Raw genomic sequence first — 17,171 nt, 5'->3', positions numbered from 1 at the left:
CCATGGATTTTGGACTTATCTTGTTAACGATCGGCGTATCCTTTATTCTGGCGGTCATCTCGGCTCCGCTGGTGATTCCGCTGCTGAGACGGCTCAAATTCGGCCAGCAAATCCGCGGCGAAGGGCCGCAAAGTCACTTGAAAAAGGCCGGAACGCCAACGATGGGCGGCATGATCATTCTATTGGCGTTTACGCTGGCCTATCTAAAATTTTCGGTCGTGAATACCGACTTCTATGTGCTCTTGGTCGCTACACTTGGCTTTGGGCTGGTTGGGTTTCTCGATGATTACATCAAAATTGTGTTTAAACGGTCTTTGGGTCTCACGCCCAGACAGAAATTGATTGGACAATTGCTATTCTCCGGCATCATGTGCGTTTTGCTGATCTCGGAAGGTCACAGCACCGCGATCAGCGTTCCGGGAACGCAGTTTGCGTTGGATTGGGGGCCGTGGTTCTATTATCCGTTTATTGTCATTATGATGATGGCGGTGACCAACGCGGTTAATTTTACCGACGGGGTTGACGGCTTGCTGTCCGGCGTCAGCGCGATTGCATTGGGTGCGTTTGCGGTGATCGCCATGCAGGTGACCTCGCTTCCAGCTGCAGTTTGCGCGGCGGCCATGATCGGTGCCGTGTTGGGCTTCCTCGTATTTAACGCCCACCCGGCCAAGGTGTTCATGGGCGATACCGGTTCGCTGGGCATCGGCGGGGCGATCGGAGCGATTGCCATCGTTACCAAAACCGAGCTGCTGTTCCTGGTGATCGGCGGAATCTTCGTGATCGAAATGCTGTCCGTCGTCATTCAAGTGGTCTCATTTAAGACGCGCGGCAAACGGGTATTTAAAATGAGCCCGATCCACCATCACTTCGAGTTATCCGGATGGTCGGAATGGCGTGTCGTCGTTACGTTTTGGTCGGTTGGACTGGTGTTGGCGATCATTGGACTTTACTTGAACAAGGGGTTGTAAAAGATGAATCATCCAGAAGATTACCGGGGGCGTCAAGTCGTCGTTCTCGGTTTGGCGAGAAGTGGCGTTCAGGTCGCCAAAACCCTGCACAACTATGGCGCCCTCATTACGGTCAACGATAAAAAGGAAAGAGATCAGTGTCCCGAAGCATCCGAATTGGAGGCTTTGGGAATTTCTGTTGTATGCGGCGGTCACCCGGAGGGGTTGATCCATGAAGGGATTTCGCTGGTTGTCAAAAACCCTGGAATCCCATACACCGCTCCTCCTGTGGCCCGCGCGCTCGAGCTTGGCATCGAGGTAGTAACGGAGGTCGAGGTAGCCTATTTGCTTAGCCCGGCACCAATCCTCGGCATCACCGGTTCCAACGGGAAGACGACGACGACAACCTGGATCGGCAACATGCTGGAGGCCGCTGGGATGAGACCGATTGTCGCCGGAAATATCGGAACTCCACTGTGTGAGGCTGCGGAGGAGGCGGATGCAGGCAACTGGCTTGTCGCCGAGCTGAGCAGTTTTCAGTTGAAGGGCACGAGGGAGTTTCGACCTGAAGTAGCTTGCCTATTGAATGTCGCGGAAACGCATCTGGATTACCACGGAACGATGGAGGATTACATCTCGTCCAAAGCCAAGCTGTTCGCGAACCAACGAAAAACCGACCGCGCCGTCATCAATTGGGACGACCCTGTGTGCCGGGAGCTTGTGCCCTATATTCACGCGCAGCTGATTCCCTTCTCGATGGCCGAGGAATTGAAATCGGAGGGCGTCTATGTCCAGCCGGCGTACATACCGGACGTAGAGGATGGGTTGGTCCGTCGCATCATGTATCGAGGAGCCGACGGCGAGGTGCGCAGTATCGTCGATATCGCCGATATCGCCTTGCCGGGGCGCTTTAACGTCGAGAACGCGCTGGCGGCCGTTGCGGCGTCGATTGCCGCAGGAGCTGCGCCCGAGGCGCTAGCTGAGCCGCTACGGACCTTCCGCGGCGTGGAGCATCGCTTGGAGTACGTGGACGAGAAGCAGGGCGTCGCGTACTATAACAACTCCAAAGCGACCAATTCGAAGGCGACGGTCATGGCCCTGGGCGCGTTGCAAGCACCGATCGTATTGATCGCCGGCGGTTTGGATCGGGGTTCCGATTATATGGAACTGCTGCCGGTTTTCAAAGAGAAGGTGAAAGCCGTCGTTACCCTCGGCCAGACGAAGGAAAAAATCGCTAGAGTTGCCGAGCTGGCGGGTCTAGCGAACATCGTGCTGGTCGATACTGTGGACAGCGCCGCGGAAACGCTGCGTACCGCGCTGAAGGAAGCGTCCGGCCTGGCGGAGCAGGGAGATGTGGTTCTACTCTCGCCGGCATGTGCCAGCTGGGATATGTTCCCTTCCTATGAAGAGCGTGGACGCATTTTTAAAGAGGCGGTGCATACCCTTTAAGTAGGGGGGTGGAAAAGCCCCTACTTTCTGTCAAGAGGTGGCATCCACGATGGGCAAGAGCCGTACTGCGCCGGACTTTTGGCTGGCGGCCAGCATTCTAGGACTGCTGGCGATCGGAATCGTGATGGTATACAGCGCGGGTTCGGTACTCGCTTTCCATGATTACGGCGATTCATTTTATTTTGTCAAAAGACAGCTGTTGTTTGCCGTGCTCGGATTAATCGCGATGGTTCTGATGATGAATCTGGACTACCGCTTGCTGCGGAAATACGCCAAAATCGGGCTGGTTCTCTGTTTTGCCCTGCTCGTCATCGTGCTGATTCCCGGTATCGGGGTCGTGCGCGGAGGGGCGCGCAGCTGGCTGGGGATCAGCTCGTTTGGCATCCAGCCGTCCGAGTTCATGAAGCTGGGGATGATTTTGTTTCTATCCTACTGGCTCAGCAAAGAAGATTACAAGATCACGCATTTTACCCGAGGTTTGCTGCCGCCGCTTGGCATCATCGGACTCGCCTTCGGCTTGATTATGCTGCAGCCCGATTTGGGGACAGGCACGGTGATGCTGGGCGCGTCCCTGTTAATTGTGTTTACCGCAGGCGCTCGCATTCGGCATTTGGCCGGCTTGGCTGCGGTGGGCGGGTTAGGTTTCGTTGGCTTGATCCTGGCAGCGCCTTACCGGCTGAAACGCATCACCGCCTTCCTGGACCCGTGGTCGGATCCATTGGGCGCGGGTTATCAGATCATTCAGTCGCTGTACGCGATCGGACCGGGAGGTTTGGCCGGGTTGGGGCTCGGAATGAGCCGGCAGAAATACAGTTATGTGCCGGAGCCGCAAACGGATTTTATTTTCTCCATCCTAGCCGAGGAGTTGGGCTTTATTGGCGGACTCTTAGTCCTGTTGTTGTTTTTGATTTTGGTGTGGCGCGGCATGCGCGTGGCAATGACGATCGAGGATACCTTTGGCAGCTTGCTGGCTGTCGGTATTGTCGGGATGGTCGGCGTACAGGTCGTGATCAACATCGGCGTCGTTATCGGCCTCATGCCGGTCACCGGCATAACGCTGCCGCTGATCAGTTACGGGGGGTCGTCGCTTACGCTGATGCTGACCGCGCTAGGCATTTTACTTAATTTATCCCGTTACGCGAGGTGAGGATATGCGCGTCGTACTTAGCGGCGGCGGAACCGGGGGTCACATCTACCCGGCACTAGCCGTCGCCAGCCAATGCGCCGAGGAATTTCCCGGATCCGAGTTTTTGTACATTGGAGGCAAGCGCGGGTTGGAAAGCTCGCTGGTCCCCAAGCAGGGAATTCCGTTTGAAGCGATTGATATTACCGGCTTCCGTCGGAAGCTGTCGTTCGATAATGTGAGAACGATCATGCGTTTTCTCAAGGGAGTGCAGACGTCCAAGAAGCTACTTAGAGAGTTTAAGCCCGACGTAGTCATCGGAACAGGCGGTTATGTCTGTGGTCCGGTCGTTTATGCCGCGGCCAAGCTGGGTATCCCTAGCATCATCCATGAACAGAATGCCATCCCGGGTTTGACGAACCGGTTCTTGAGCAAATACGTATCGACGGTTGCCGTCAGCTTCGAGGGATCGGGTTCCGCATTTCCTTCGGCCCGACATGTCGTATACACGGGGAATCCGCGAGCAACTACCGTTTACGCAGCGGATAAACGAAAGGGCTTCGCAACTCTTGGGCTACCGGAATCCAGCTTTGTCGTGCTGGTCGTCGGTGGCAGTCGCGGCGCCAAAGCGATCAATGAAGCGATGGTAGAGATGGCACCGTTGTTGAAGCAATCGGAGCATTTACAATTCGTTTATGTGACCGGGGACAGCTACTATACCTCGACGGTGGAAGCGATCAAGGCGAAGACCGGTGAATTGCCCGCCAATTTGCAAGTCCTTCCTTATGTACACAACATGCCGGAGGTCCTGGCCTGCACTTCGTTGATCGTAAACCGCGCCGGGGCTTCTTTTTTGGCGGAAATTACGGCGCTGGGCATTCCAGCTATCCTGATTCCTTCGCCGAACGTCACAAACAACCACCAGGAGGAAAACGCCCGCACGCTGGAGAGCTCTGGCGCGGCGGAGGTGATTCTGGAGCCGGAACTGACGGGGGGCAGCTTGTATGCATCTATAGAGCGCGTGATGAACGATCTGCCACGGCATACCGCCATGTCAACCGCCTCTCGTGCGCTAGGCAAGCCGGATTCCGCCCATCTCGTTGTAGAGCAGATGCGGAGACTGTCGCAAAACCGTCAAAGCAGCTAGCGGCGGACAGCCTGGTTCCCATGGTCTGGGCGATTGTCACACTCTCCGTGAGGGAGGCATAAGATACTCTATAAATCGTGACAACCAAGCGGGGAGGGCTATCCCCCTCCGCGGGACCCGGGCTCCGGCAGTCGTTGACTGCCGATTTGGAACAGCGGCACCCGGCGTTTGACGCCGAAGGAATCCGCCATACAAGTCAAGGAGGGTTATACGATGCAGCAGTGGATATCACATTTGACCAGGCTGGAAGCCTTAGAGGTCTTGCCGAATGAGCCAATGTCAAAGTACACAACATGGAAAATCGGCGGACCGGCGGATGCGATGGTCGTTCCGGAGAATTCCCAACAGCTTGCTGAGCTGATGCGTCTACTCTATGCGGAGGGGATTCCGTGGATGATCATCGGAAAAGGCTCCAATCTCCTTGTTTCTGACAAGGGAATCCGAGGCTGTGTCATTCGGTTGGGAGCAGGGCTGGAACAGATTGCTTTCACCGGCACGGAAGTCTGCGCTGGAGGCGGGGCGTCCGTCGTCAGACTCAGCATCATGGCGGGCAAAGAGGGGTTAACCGGGCTGGAATTTGCCGGAGGAATCCCGGGAACGGTCGGCGGCGCCGTCTACATGAATGCTGGTGCCCACGGGTCCGATGTGTCACGTATATTTAAATCCGCTGACATTGTTCTGGAGACAGGTGAATTGGTCACATACACAGCGGAGGATATGAAGTTTGCCTACCGGCATTCCGTCCTGCATGAACAACGAGGGATCGTGGCACAGGCATGTTTTTCGCTTGCCGTGGGCGATCGGCTGGAAGTCGCGGCGGCTATGGCGGCCTATAAGGACCGTCGCCGTAAAACGCAGCCGCTGACGCAGCCTTGCGCAGGCAGCGTATTTCGCAATCCCCCCGGAGATCATGCCGCGAGGCTGGTCGAAGCGGCGGGACTCAAAGGGACGAAAGTCGGCGGGGCCGAAGTATCCACGCTGCACGCCAATTTCATCGTCAATACCGGGCAAGCGACAGCAGAGGACGTTCTTGCGCTCATGGAGCAAGTCAAGGCCACCGTCCAAGGCAAGTTCGACGTGGCGCTGGTGCCGGAGGTCTTCTTCGTGGGTGAACGGTAAACTCGGAGGTGATACATTGGACAAATTGGTGATCGAAGGCGGGAAACCCCTATCAGGAACCATTCGTATCCATGGAGCGAAAAATGCCGCACTGCCGATTCTGGCCGCATCGCTGTTGGCGGAAGGCAAAGTACAACTTCGAAATGTCCCCCGCCTGCTCGATATTGATGTCATGTTAGGTATCCTCGGCCGATTGGGCTGCAGAGCCGTCCATTTGGGAGATACGGTGACCGTAGATACGTCAGGAGCGGACTCCAGCCATGTGCCGGAAGATTTGATGAAACAGATGCGCTCTTCCATTTTTTTGATGGGGCCGCTCCTCGCGCGGTTCGGGGAAGTGTGCATTTATCAACCGGGAGGCTGTGCGATCGGAGAAAGGAAAATCGATCTGCATTTGAAGGGACTTGAAGCTTTAGGGGCGAAGATTGAGGAGTACGATCAGCAAATTTGGTGCAGAGCCGGAAAACTGATCGGTACGGATATCCATTTGGATTTTCCCAGCGTAGGTGCGACCGAGAACATCATGATGGCTGCTGCGCTGGCCGAAGGAACCACCATTATAACCAATGCGGCGCGGGAGCCGGAGATTCAAGATTTGCAGAACTTTTTGAATGCCATGGGCGCAAGCATTATCGGCGCCGGGACCGACACGATTACGGTCAAAGGGGTGGAACGACTTCTCCCTTGCGATTACGAGATTATCCCAGACCGTATCGTTGCAGGAACGGCATTGATTGCCGTCGCCGCAACCCGCGGCAGCGTGACCCTCACCCATAGCAACCCTTCGCATCTGGTATCCCTGCTGCATGTGCTGAAGCGGGCTGGTGTTCAAATCGGAGTGACGGATGATATAATAACGTTGAGCAGCGCGGGCCGCCCCAAAGCGGTTGAGCGGATCGTCACATCACCTTACCCTTCATTTCCTACCGATCTACAGTCTCAGGTGATGGTGCTGTTATCTTTAGCAGATGGTTTGAGCGTCATGAAGGAGACCGTGTTCGAAGGCCGGTTCAAGCATGTCGACGAGCTTGTCCGCATGGGGGCCGATATTACGGTGGACTTGAATTCTGCGTTCATTCGCGGGGTTCCCCGGCTTTACGGCGCGACCGTGGAAGCGACCGATTTGCGAGCAGGTGCGGCGCTGGTCATCGCTGGTTTGGCAGCCCAAGGGCAAACGGTGGTTGAGCAAGTTCATCATATTGACCGCGGCTACGATCGGATTGAAACGATGTTTCAGCGTTTAGGTGGCGTAGTGCGCCGAGAGTCTCCTGCCATGCGGCAGTTGGATTTGGCCTAAGCTGAAAGGCTTTCTGTTTTCGCGAACCTTCATTGGTGATAGCCCAAAACTTTTGTCCCCTCCCCTGGAGGGGATAATAGGCTTTGTAATACTTATTCAGAAAGTTGCGGAGAAATGACATGCCAAAAGCAAATGTACCCGTCCTAAAAGAACCCGCGCCTAAGAAGAAAAGCGGCCGGAAAATCAAAACGATTCTCATCTTGCTGTTCCTCGCCCTGCTGTGCGTCCTTTTCTTTCGTTCATCTCTTAGCAAAATTTCCGCAATTACGTTTGAAGGCAATACGTATACGACCGAAGCGGAACTCCTAGGCGTTACCGGCCTTCAGGTCGGTTCCCCGTTCTTTGCTGTCAGCGCGGATCATATCGCCCGCAAGCTGGAAGACGTTTCCTCGGTGAAGCAGGCGACAGTGGACAAGACGTTTCCCGGCAGCGTGAATATTCGTATCGAGGAATATCCAATCGCGGCCTATGCATTGACCGGAGAAGGTAAACTGCAGGGGTTACTCGCCAATGGGACGCGAATCGAACTCAAGGACGGATCGATGCCGGTGGACAAGCCAATCTTGACCGGTTGGAAGGCGGATGACGAGAGTCTGGTCAAACTTTGCCGAACGTTGTCGCAAATTCCGGACGAGCTGACCGCCGATATTTCCGAGATTGTCCCATCGCCTACGTTATCCTATCCGGACCGGATTAAGCTCTATACGAGGTCCAAATTTGAAATCATCTCGGCTACTTCGCTTCTGGCTAAAAAAGCGGAATACATGAACGAGATTCTGCAAACCCAGGACCCCGGTAAGCTGACGATGCTCGATGCCGATTCCTATGTTCCCTACTCCACGGCGGAGAACGAGAACGATGGACAAAATGATACTACTCATGATTGAAAAACAATGTTAAAATACATTTTATGGGCTAGTTGACGTTCTCCCTCTTTTTTCTTCTAATTTTGCAGATATGGCCAGGATCCTATTCCGTAGGATCATCGAACTTCCGCCTATTGGATGTAAAACTTGGAAGTCAAAAAATTTGTAGAAAAAAGAGGGAAAGGTTAAATGGCGTTGAATTAAGTAGATAGTGAATCTAACACGGTAAGTATATTTGATGGGGAAATAGGAGGTGCCAGGGGCTTGAGCAACAATGACATCATTGTTAGTTTGGACATCGGTACATCCAAAGTTCGTGCTATTATTGGGGAAATTAGTAATGGAACCTTTAATATTATTGGGGTTGGATCTGCCGACTCGGAAGGAATACGAAAAGGCGCGATTGTAGATATTGACCAGACGGTGCAGTCGATTCGCAGCGCTGTGGATCATGCGGAACGGATGGTAGATATTCAGATATCGGAAGTGTATGTCGGCATTTCGGGAAATCACATCGGACTCCAAACGAGCCACGGGGTAGTAGCCGTACAAAACGAAGACCGAGAGATCGGTGAAGAGGACATTGAACGTGTCCTGAAGGCAGCCGAAGTTATTGCGCTGCCGCCGGAACGCGAAATCATCGATGTTGTAGCCAAACAGTATATCGTAGACGGGTTGGAAGGCATTTCGGATCCGCGCGGTATGATCGGCGTGCGACTGGAAGTTGAAGCGACGATTGTCACGGGATCCAAAACGGCGATTCATAACTTGCTTCGCTGTGTGGAGAAGGCCGGACTTAAGATTCGCGATCTGGTTTTGCTGTCGTTAGCATCGGGACAATTGGCGTTGTCAAAGGACGAAAAAACGATGGGATCCGTCCTGGTGGACATCGGTGCGGGTTCCACAACGATCGCTGTATTCGAAAGCGGCACGATCGTAGCGACATCCACGCTTCCGATTGGGGGAGAATTTATAACGAACGACATTGCTTACGGACTCCGGACGTTAACGGACCACGCGGAAAAAGCGAAGCTGAAATACGGTTGCGCTGCAATCGAGGACGCGGCGTCGGACGTGACTTTCAAGGTGACGCGGATCGGAAGCAATGTGGACAAGGAGTTTACGCAGGAGGATCTGGCCGCTATTGCGGAGCCACGTGTACAGGAGATTTTCCAACTGATTCGTCAGGAAGTGAAACGTCTTGGCTACAGCGAGCAGCCGGGGGGATATATCCTCATCGGCGGAACCGTATCTATGCCGGGACTGCTCAAGATTGCCCAGCAGGAGCTGGAAGCTTCCGTACGGATTGCCGTGCCCGATTTCATCGGCGTTCGCGATCCGGCTTTTACCGGCGGGGTAGGGATTTTGCATAAGGTCATCAAGAACATACGTGTCCGCAGCAGCGCAAGTCCCAAGAAGAACGCGAACCGGAGCAAGGCTCCGGGACCGCAGGAAACCGCTCGGAAGACGGGCTTGATGGAACGACTTAAGAACTTGTTTAGCGAATTTATATAGTGGTTTAGGAATGATGCACGGGCCATCCATGCATATTGAGGGGGAGATGGAAGAGTATGTTGGAATTTGATTTCGAAATGGAGAGCTTGGCACAGATCAAGGTAATCGGGGTTGGCGGCGGCGGTAGCAACGCCGTGAACCGGATGATCGAGAACGGTGTGCAGGGCGTGGAATTTATTACGGTCAACACGGACGCTCAAGCGCTGCATTTGGCCAAGTCTGAGCATAAATTGCAAATCGGGGACAAGCTTACCCGCGGTCTAGGCGCCGGTGCTAATCCGGATGTCGGTAAGAAAGCGGCGGAAGAATCCCGCGATTTGATCGCCAATACGTTAAAGGGCGCGGACATGGTGTTCGTAACCGCTGGCATGGGCGGCGGAACCGGGACCGGTGCTGCACCGGTCATCGCCGAGATCGCCAGAGAATGCGGCGCGCTGACGGTTGGCGTCGTAACCCGTCCGTTTACCTTTGAGGGCCGTAAGCGCTCTTCGCAAGCAGAACTCGGTATCGAAGCCTTGAAAGAGAAGGTCGATACCCTGATCGTGATTCCGAACGACCGTTTGCTTGAGATTGTGGATAAGAAAACGCCGATGCTGGAAGCGTTCCGCGAAGCGGACAACGTATTGCGTCAGGCGGTTCAAGGGATTTCCGACCTGATCGCTGTGCCGGGTCTGATCAACCTCGACTTTGCCGACGTGAAGACGATCATGACCGAACGCGGCTCCGCCTTGATGGGTATCGGTCTTGCGACCGGCGAGAACCGTGCAGCTGAAGCTGCGCGTAAAGCGATCATGAGTCCGCTGCTCGAGACTTCGATCGAAGGCGCGCGCGGTGTCATTATGAACATTACCGGCGGGGGCAACTTGTCACTGTACGAGGTGAATGAAGCCGCCGAGATCGTAATTTCCGCTTCCGATCCAGAAGTGAACATGATCTTTGGTGCGATCATTGACGAGAACATGAAGGAAGAGATCAAAGTGACGGTGATCGCCACGGGGTTTGAGAACAAGCCGCTGCCTAACCGCAAGCCGGCGGCATCCGCTCCTGGCGCGCCAGAACCGCAGGATTCCCGTCAAGCTTCCACGCTGAGACCTTTTGGCAACCAGCCTAGCGGCGACCAACTGGATATTCCGACGTTTCTCCGTAACCGTTCGCGGAACAATAACGAATAGGTTATCAATCTTTAGATGTCTTCCCCAAGACCTTGTCCCGAAGTTGGACAAGGTCTTTTTTCTACGCCCCGATGATGCGAATCTCTTCGGTTATGTCGACAAAAATAGTGGCATTCTACTTTCAATTTTAGACAGACTTTCTCGTTCGTTCTCTTTATACTGATAACCATCTACCCAGGCAGGTGAATGCCGTTGATTGTCTATATCGATCTCCTATTCCTCATGAACCTATTGATCGATGCAAGCTTACTCCTGGTCACGGCTTGGATGCGAAAGCAAAAAATCATCTTCTGGCGTCTGGCCTTGTCGGCAGGCGTTGGAGCGATGTACGTCGTGATGATGTTTTTGCCGGAGCTCTCGTTTTTGTACACGTTTCTGGTGAAGTTTCTATTCTCTGTCGTGATGCTTTGGCTCGCATTCGGATTTGGAAGTTTGCAAAATTACTTAAGGAATATGGGAGCTTTTTATATTGTCAATTTTGCGGCGGCCGGCGGGATACTGGGAGTGCATTATTTGCTGCAGGACTCTGGTGAAATCTGGAGTGGGATTTGGTATTCGGCGTCCGGCGGGCTTTCGTTTTCGATCAAAATCGGAGCGTTCTTTATCCTGGTATGTTTTTTTGTCGTTTTGTTTTGGTTTAAACGGGTGATCGCTGCACGCCAGCGTCAGGAGCGGATTCACTCCTTTTTGGCCGAGATGGAGGTGCGTATCGGAGATACGACGATTGCCTGCACGGGATTGATCGACACAGGCAATCAGTTAACGGATCCGCTCAGCCGGCTTCCGGTAACGGTGATGGAAGCTTCGCTTTGGGAGCGGGTTCTCCCCCCATCGTATCGGGGGAAGCTGGCTGACGAGCGTGCGGACAACCTCATCCTGGAGTTGACGGAAGCCGGTGATTTTCCTTGGCCGGAGCGGTTGCGGCTGGTTCCTTATCGGGGCATCAACAAAGGCACGCAATTTATGCTGGCGCTCAAACCTGATGAGGTGACGGTGCGTCTGGAAGGACGGGAACATCGTACGACTCGGGTGCTGATCGGCTTGGACGGGGGGCGATTATCGACGGAAGGGACTTACCGGGCGATCGTTCATCCCGCCCTGATTGAGTCAGCGGAGACGAAGGATAACCCAGACACCATCAGTAAAACGGGAACGTAACTTAGGAGGACATGAAACCATGCATGTTAAGTGGAAAATGATGCTGCGGCTCCAGTATTACCGGCTGCTGTTTCTTTTTGGGCTAAAAAGCGAAGAAATCTATTATATCGGGGGTAGCGAAGCGCTGCCACCTCCCTTAACGCGCGAAGAGGAAGAATACTTGCTTCAGCGACTGCCTAGCGGCGATTCGGCGATTCGGGCCATGTTGATCGAGCGCAACCTGCGACTCGTCGTATATATCGCCCGGAAGTTCGAGAATACGGGAATTAACATTGAGGACTTGGTATCCATCGGTGCGATCGGGTTGATCAAGGCGGTCAACACTTTTGACCCTGAGAAGAAGATCAAGCTGGCCACCTACGCTTCTCGATGCATCGAGAACGAAATTCTGATGTATTTGCGCCGGAACAGCAAAATTCGCACCGAGGTGAGCTTTGATGAGCCGCTTAACATCGATTGGGACGGCAACGAGCTGCTGCTCTCCGACGTCTTAGGCACGGAGAACGATACGATCTATCGTAATATCGAAGAGCAGGTAGACCGCAAGCTGCTGCACAAAGCGCTCGACAAATTGACCGAGCGGGAACGCATGATCATGGAGCTGCGGTTCGGTCTGGTCGACGGAGACGAAAAGACGCAAAAGGATGTGGCCGATCTGCTAGGCATCTCGCAATCGTACATTTCGCGCTTGGAGAAACGTATCATAAAACGGCTGCGCAAGGAATTTAACAAGATGGTCTAAATGCGGTATTCAAACCGTCAGGTTTACAGGACTGAGCAGGTTGGATGAAGTTAGGGACTGAGTAGCGGAGCGTACATGGGGGTACGTGAGCAACGGAAGGCTCGGCTGAATTCATGATTCGACGTCGAATCGGCTTCGAGATTTTGCTTGGTCATGGAAAGATGGCTGCGGAATAAAAATGCAGTCCCGGGAGATACTGTTCATTAGTTTCTCCTTGGGAGGTTTAGACACGATGACCCGAAACAAAGTCGAAATTTGCGGTGTCGATACCGCAAAATTGCCCGTTCTAACCAATGCGGAAATGCGTGAATTGTTCCACTCGTTGCAGCAGGACCACGTAAGATCAGCCAGAGAAAAGTTAGTAAATGGCAATCTGAGACTCGTGCTGAGCGTCATCCAACGGTTCAACAATCGGGGGGAGTATGTGGACGACCTGTTCCAGGTTGGCTGCATCGGACTCATGAAAGCCATCGATAATTTCGATTTATCGCAAAACGTCAAATTCTCTACTTACGCCGTGCCGATGATTATTGGGGAAATCCGGCGTTACCTTCGGGACAACAACCCGATCCGCGTCTCTCGCAGTCTGCGAGACATCGCCTATAAGGCGCTGCAAATGCGGGACAACCTGACCAACCAGAACTCGCGCGAGCCCACGATTTTTGAAATCTCAGAGGCATTAGGCTTGCCGAAGGAAGACGTTGTCTTTGCCCTCGACGCCATCCAAGATCCGGTCTCCTTGTTCGAACCGATCTACCATGATGGCGGTGACCCGATCTACGTGATGGATCAAATCAGCGATGACAAGAACAAGGACGTTTCCTGGATCGAGGAGATCGCCCTGCGCGAAGCGATGCAGCGGTTGGGCCGCCGCGAGAAAATGATCTTGTCCATGCGTTTCTTTGAAGGAAAAACGCAAATGGAGGTTGCCGACGAAATAGGGATCTCCCAGGCTCAAGTGTCCAGGCTCGAGAAATCCGCCATTTTACAAATGCAAAAGCATGTGAAGTCGTAAGTCCGGTCCCTGCGGGGACCTTTTTTAATGTGAACATTCCCATATCTCGATTCTCTTCTCCTTCGGTATCATAGAAGTGGTGCGATAGGCTTGCGGACGTGAGATACGCTAGGAGGGAAGGAACATGAAATATTGCATTGGCGAGTTTTCCTCGCTGCTGGGTATCACCCGGGATACGCTAAGGTTGTATGAAAAGCATGACATCGTCAAGCCGATGAAGGATCGTCACAACAGTTACCGCTATTTCAACGACCTTGATGCTCGGGATCTATTGATGAGCCGTTGGTATCGAAGTCTGCAGATTCCGCTGCAGGACGTAGCTGAACTCATTCAAAACGCCTCGCTTGACGACATTCTCGATAAGATGGAGAACAGCAAGCAGGAGCTGACGGAAGAGATTCGCAAAAGCACAATGTTGCTGCATAAGCTAAACGAATTGAGCCGAGAAGTTCAGAGTATGGAGAATCGGCTATACCAATGCACGCTTGTGGAAAGGCCGGGACTTTATCGATTAAAGCAAACAGATAAAAACAACCTGCTGAACACGAAGGGTTTGGAAGGCACTATAAACACTTTGATGGAACTGTTGCCTTACTCTTTTTATTGCTTCCGCATCGAGCAGAACTCCATCAAATCGGAGGAGGAGCTTTTGGATTACAGCTGGGGCTTGTCAATCTCGGATGAAGACGTGCGTGAGCTTGGGATTGGATTAGACGAGCATCTGGAGCATATTCCTCCGTCCCGTTGTGTATCTTCGGTGATTTTGTCGCCGCAGAGCGAGCACCTTTCCATAGAGGCATTCCGATTTATGCTGGATTACATGGTTGAACATCAATATGTAATTTCCGGCGCGACAACCGGACGGTTGATGTTGACCGAAAATCATGAAGGCCAGAAACGATCGTTCTTGGAAATACATATCCCCATAGAGGAATCCTATTGACCTTGGTGCCGCACCAAGGTTTATGCTTGTAGAGAAGCCTTAGTTCATCCGTTTATGTGAAAACAATCACAAAAGGCTTCAATATGCAGTAAGGGGAGAAGAGGGAATGCGCAGCAATCGTTTTAACAAAATGCTCATGTTTTCCATCTGCATCGTATTGGTCGCATCGATGTTCGGCTGGGGGTGGCAATCCGGGAAGCTGGTAAACAGCCCTTCAACAGCGGCGGCGGCCTCGGCATTTAAAGCCGGGACGTATACCGGAGAAGCCGAAGGCAAAGACGGCGTGATCAAGGTGCAAGTGACGATGGAGCAAGCGGATCGGATCAAAGATATCAAAATCCTCAGTCAAACCGAAACCGAAGGTCTGGGCGATTCGGCGCTAAACAAAGTCAAGGAGCAAATCCTGGCTAACCAATCGCTGGCCATTGACGCGGTAAGCGGTGCAAGCGTATCGAGCGATGCCATGCTGAAAGCGGTAGAGAACGCCGTGAAGAAAGCAGGCGGCGATGTGAACGCTTTGAAATCGGTTAGCGTCAAGAAACCTGGCGTAGGCAAGACGGAGAAGCTCCAAGCGGACGTCGTTGTCGTTGGCGCTGGTGCTTCCGGCGTATCGGCAGCGGTGACGGCAGCGGACAAAGGGGCCAAAGTCGTGATCATCGAAAAGACCGGTGTGATCGGCGGTGCCAGCAACCTGTCTTGGGCAGGTAAATTCTATAACTCTTCCGCCGCGGTTGACAGCGGGTTAAAGGTGAACGTGGAACAGGAAATCTCCAACTGGATCGTCAATAACCACTGGAGAGTGGATGCGGCGGCTGTCCGCCAATACGTCACGAAATCCGGGGACACTTACGATTGGCTGAAGAGCAAAGGTTACGTTACGACCTTTATGAACTTTGGCGGAGAACAGCTTCATCTGCTTCCGGCTTATAACACCCGCGAACAGACGCTTCGCAAGATGCTGGCAGCTTCCGTAGAGAAGAACGGCGGCAAGGTCATTACCGAAACGACCGCGAAGAAACTGATGACCGACGCGAAAGGAACCGTAACCGGCGTCGTAGCGGAGAAGGCGGACGGAACAACGCTGGAAATCAGCGCAAAAAGCGTCGTCATGGCGACGGGCGGATACGCTGGCAATAAAGAAATGGTGAAGGAAGCCTTTGGCTTTGAGGGCGTTAACGGCGGACTCGCGCAGAACATTGGCGAAGGTCTGAAAATGTCCTGGGCGGCAGGCGCGAAGGTCCCGGATAACTTCGGCGGGCAAATGCTGCACCAGACGTTGGCCAGAGCGACCGGAGATTTGAAGAAGCAGTATACGTCTTTTGAAGCGACCTATCCAATGATGTTGAGTTATCTGCCTACTTTGATGAACGTCGGTCCTTCGGGAGCCCGGTTCAGAGACGAGACGGCTACCCTAACGGCGGTTGCGGCAGCCAATACAAGCGCCTTTAACGGGCCTTACCATCTGGTGGTCGTTTCACAATCACAGCTGAAAGCTTTGGAATCGAAGGGCATGAACGGCGTTAACGCGTCGAAGTTACCTGGACTTCCTCCCGAATTTTATGCGGATTTCAAGGATGAGTTCAAGCTGGACACCCCTTGGAAAAACGTCGTATCCGTATTCGATACGATGGTGAAAAACGGAGACGGCTATAAAGGCAACACGATCGAGGAATTAGCCAAAAACGCCGGAATGGACGTAGAAGTGTTCAAGGATGCATTTAATAAATACACCCAAGCAACCAAAACTGGCGTAGACACAGAATTTGGCAAAACCAAAGATTATTTACTGCCAATGGGCGAAGGCCCATACTACGCGATCATTGCCGAGATCAACAACCTGGGTTCGGTTGGCGGCTTGCTCGTAAACCCTAAATTCCAAGTGCTGAACGACAAACGCGTGCCGGTGAAAGGACTTTATGCCGTCGGGCTTGAATCCGAAGGTGTGCTGTTTAATGACACTTACGTCGGCAATGGCGTAGGCATTGGCTATTCGTTCACTTCCGGACGTCTGGGCGGCGAAAACGCGGCTGCCGGGGCGCTGGGCAAAAAATAGAAAAAGATAGAACGTGACTGATCAAAGGACGGCTTCTTCCGGTATCAAACGATTCCGGAGGGGCAGTCCTTTTTTGCATTGCCGGAGCGTCTCTTTTCCCGTGGCCAAGGGCGCATGCGCCGAATTCCTCGCACATATAGTAAAGGGACGGAGTGAAACAGACGGGATGGGGGCGGTAAAACCATGGACAATGTGGTGAGGGCGAGTATGAAAATATCCGATTTCCAGACAAAAGACGTCATCAATGTCGTGGACGGGAAGCGGCTCGGGCATATCAGCGACCTGGAGCTGGATCTTCGGCAAGGGGTTATCGAGGCGATCGTCGTGCCCGTCGGGGCGAAATTTATGGGGTTGTTCGGCGGCGGCAGCGATTTGATCATCCCTTGGAAAAATATCGTGAAGATCGGATCCGACGTCGTTCTGGTTAAAATGGAGGAATTACGCGAATCCAGAACGCAGACGACCTACGATACGACCGTGTACATCGACCGGGACGGACGGGCAGAGCGGCGGAGCTAGAAACCGCAAGCGGCGCCAGGCTTGTTTGTGGTAGACTTGAAGGAAAAGCAGTGTGAGTGACTTGAAATTTTACGAACCTCAGAGGCGTTATTCTGGCACTGATTAA

15 protein-coding genes are annotated in these 17,171 nt (G+C 53.2%); all 15 read left to right on the top strand.

The window, feature by feature from the left end; all coding sequences use genetic code 11:
* Nucleotides 1-2 precede the first annotated feature (2 nt).
* Nucleotides 3-968: a phospho-N-acetylmuramoyl-pentapeptide-transferase gene (gene mraY / locus KJS42_RS08695; protein ID WP_155607754.1), complete on the top strand. Its 966-nt coding sequence runs from the start codon at nt 3-5 to the stop codon at nt 966-968.
* 3 nt (nt 969-971) lie between these two features.
* Nucleotides 972-2,396 (top strand): UDP-N-acetylmuramoyl-L-alanine--D-glutamate ligase, encoded by a 1,425-nt coding sequence (murD, locus tag KJS42_RS08690; protein WP_213622611.1) that lies wholly within the window; start codon nt 972-974, stop codon nt 2,394-2,396.
* Nucleotides 2,397-2,445: 49 nt separating this feature from the next.
* Nucleotides 2,446-3,543 carry a stage V sporulation protein E gene (gene spoVE / locus KJS42_RS08685; RefSeq protein ID WP_155607752.1) on the top strand — a complete coding sequence of 366 codons (1,098 nt, stop codon included), beginning with the start codon at nt 2,446-2,448 and terminating at the stop codon, nt 3,541-3,543.
* Nucleotides 3,544-3,547: 4 nt separating this feature from the next.
* Nucleotides 3,548-4,666, top strand: a complete 1,119-nt coding sequence (murG, locus tag KJS42_RS08680; protein ID WP_213622610.1) for an undecaprenyldiphospho-muramoylpentapeptide beta-N-acetylglucosaminyltransferase — start codon at nt 3,548-3,550, stop codon at nt 4,664-4,666.
* Between the two features lie 213 nt (nt 4,667-4,879).
* Nucleotides 4,880-5,785 (top strand): UDP-N-acetylmuramate dehydrogenase, encoded by a 906-nt coding sequence (gene murB, locus KJS42_RS08675; protein WP_155607750.1) that lies wholly within the window; start codon nt 4,880-4,882, stop codon nt 5,783-5,785.
* 16 nt (nt 5,786-5,801) lie between these two features.
* A complete protein-coding gene (gene murA, locus KJS42_RS08670; RefSeq protein WP_239483585.1) occupies nt 5,802-7,082 on the top strand; it encodes a UDP-N-acetylglucosamine 1-carboxyvinyltransferase in 1,281 nt (426 codons plus the stop codon).
* 119 nt (nt 7,083-7,201) lie between these two features.
* The gene (locus KJS42_RS08665) at nt 7,202-7,969 is read left to right on the top strand and encodes a cell division protein FtsQ/DivIB (protein WP_193416349.1); all 768 of its coding nucleotides are present in this window, start codon (nt 7,202-7,204) and stop codon (nt 7,967-7,969) included.
* A 243-nt stretch (nt 7,970-8,212) separates the two neighbouring features.
* Nucleotides 8,213-9,463, top strand: a complete 1,251-nt coding sequence (gene ftsA, locus KJS42_RS08660) for a cell division protein FtsA (RefSeq protein WP_155607747.1) — start codon at nt 8,213-8,215, stop codon at nt 9,461-9,463.
* Between the two features lie 56 nt (nt 9,464-9,519).
* On the top strand, nt 9,520-10,635 hold the full coding sequence (ftsZ, locus tag KJS42_RS08655) for a cell division protein FtsZ (protein ID WP_155607746.1): 1,116 nt from the start codon (nt 9,520-9,522) through the stop codon (nt 10,633-10,635).
* Nucleotides 10,636-10,821: 186 nt separating this feature from the next.
* On the top strand, nt 10,822-11,793 hold the full coding sequence (gene spoIIGA / locus KJS42_RS08650; RefSeq protein WP_213622609.1) for a sigma-E processing peptidase SpoIIGA: 972 nt from the start codon (nt 10,822-10,824) through the stop codon (nt 11,791-11,793).
* Nucleotides 11,794-11,812: 19 nt separating this feature from the next.
* Entirely contained in the window at nt 11,813-12,535 is a 723-nt protein-coding gene (gene sigE / locus KJS42_RS08645) for an RNA polymerase sporulation sigma factor SigE (RefSeq protein WP_155607744.1), read from the top strand.
* Between the two features lie 232 nt (nt 12,536-12,767).
* The gene (gene sigG, locus KJS42_RS08640; RefSeq protein WP_036621413.1) at nt 12,768-13,550 is read left to right on the top strand and encodes an RNA polymerase sporulation sigma factor SigG; all 783 of its coding nucleotides are present in this window, start codon (nt 12,768-12,770) and stop codon (nt 13,548-13,550) included.
* Nucleotides 13,551-13,674: 124 nt separating this feature from the next.
* Nucleotides 13,675-14,493, top strand: a complete 819-nt coding sequence (locus KJS42_RS08635) for a MerR family transcriptional regulator (RefSeq protein ID WP_155607743.1) — start codon at nt 13,675-13,677, stop codon at nt 14,491-14,493.
* Nucleotides 14,494-14,599: 106 nt separating this feature from the next.
* On the top strand, nt 14,600-16,546 hold the full coding sequence (locus tag KJS42_RS08630) for an FAD-dependent oxidoreductase (RefSeq protein WP_213622608.1): 1,947 nt from the start codon (nt 14,600-14,602) through the stop codon (nt 16,544-16,546).
* A 183-nt stretch (nt 16,547-16,729) separates the two neighbouring features.
* The gene (locus KJS42_RS08625) at nt 16,730-17,065 is read left to right on the top strand and encodes a YlmC/YmxH family sporulation protein (protein WP_068784979.1); all 336 of its coding nucleotides are present in this window, start codon (nt 16,730-16,732) and stop codon (nt 17,063-17,065) included.
* Nucleotides 17,066-17,171: the final 106 nt, after the last annotated feature.

This window comes from Paenibacillus sp. J53TS2, from assembly GCF_018403305.1.
Lineage (GTDB): Bacteria > Bacillota > Bacilli > Paenibacillales > Paenibacillaceae > Fontibacillus > Fontibacillus rhizolycopersici.
The sequence above is the reverse complement of the archived record's forward strand: the minus strand, read 5'-3'. Positions and strand labels throughout refer to the sequence as shown.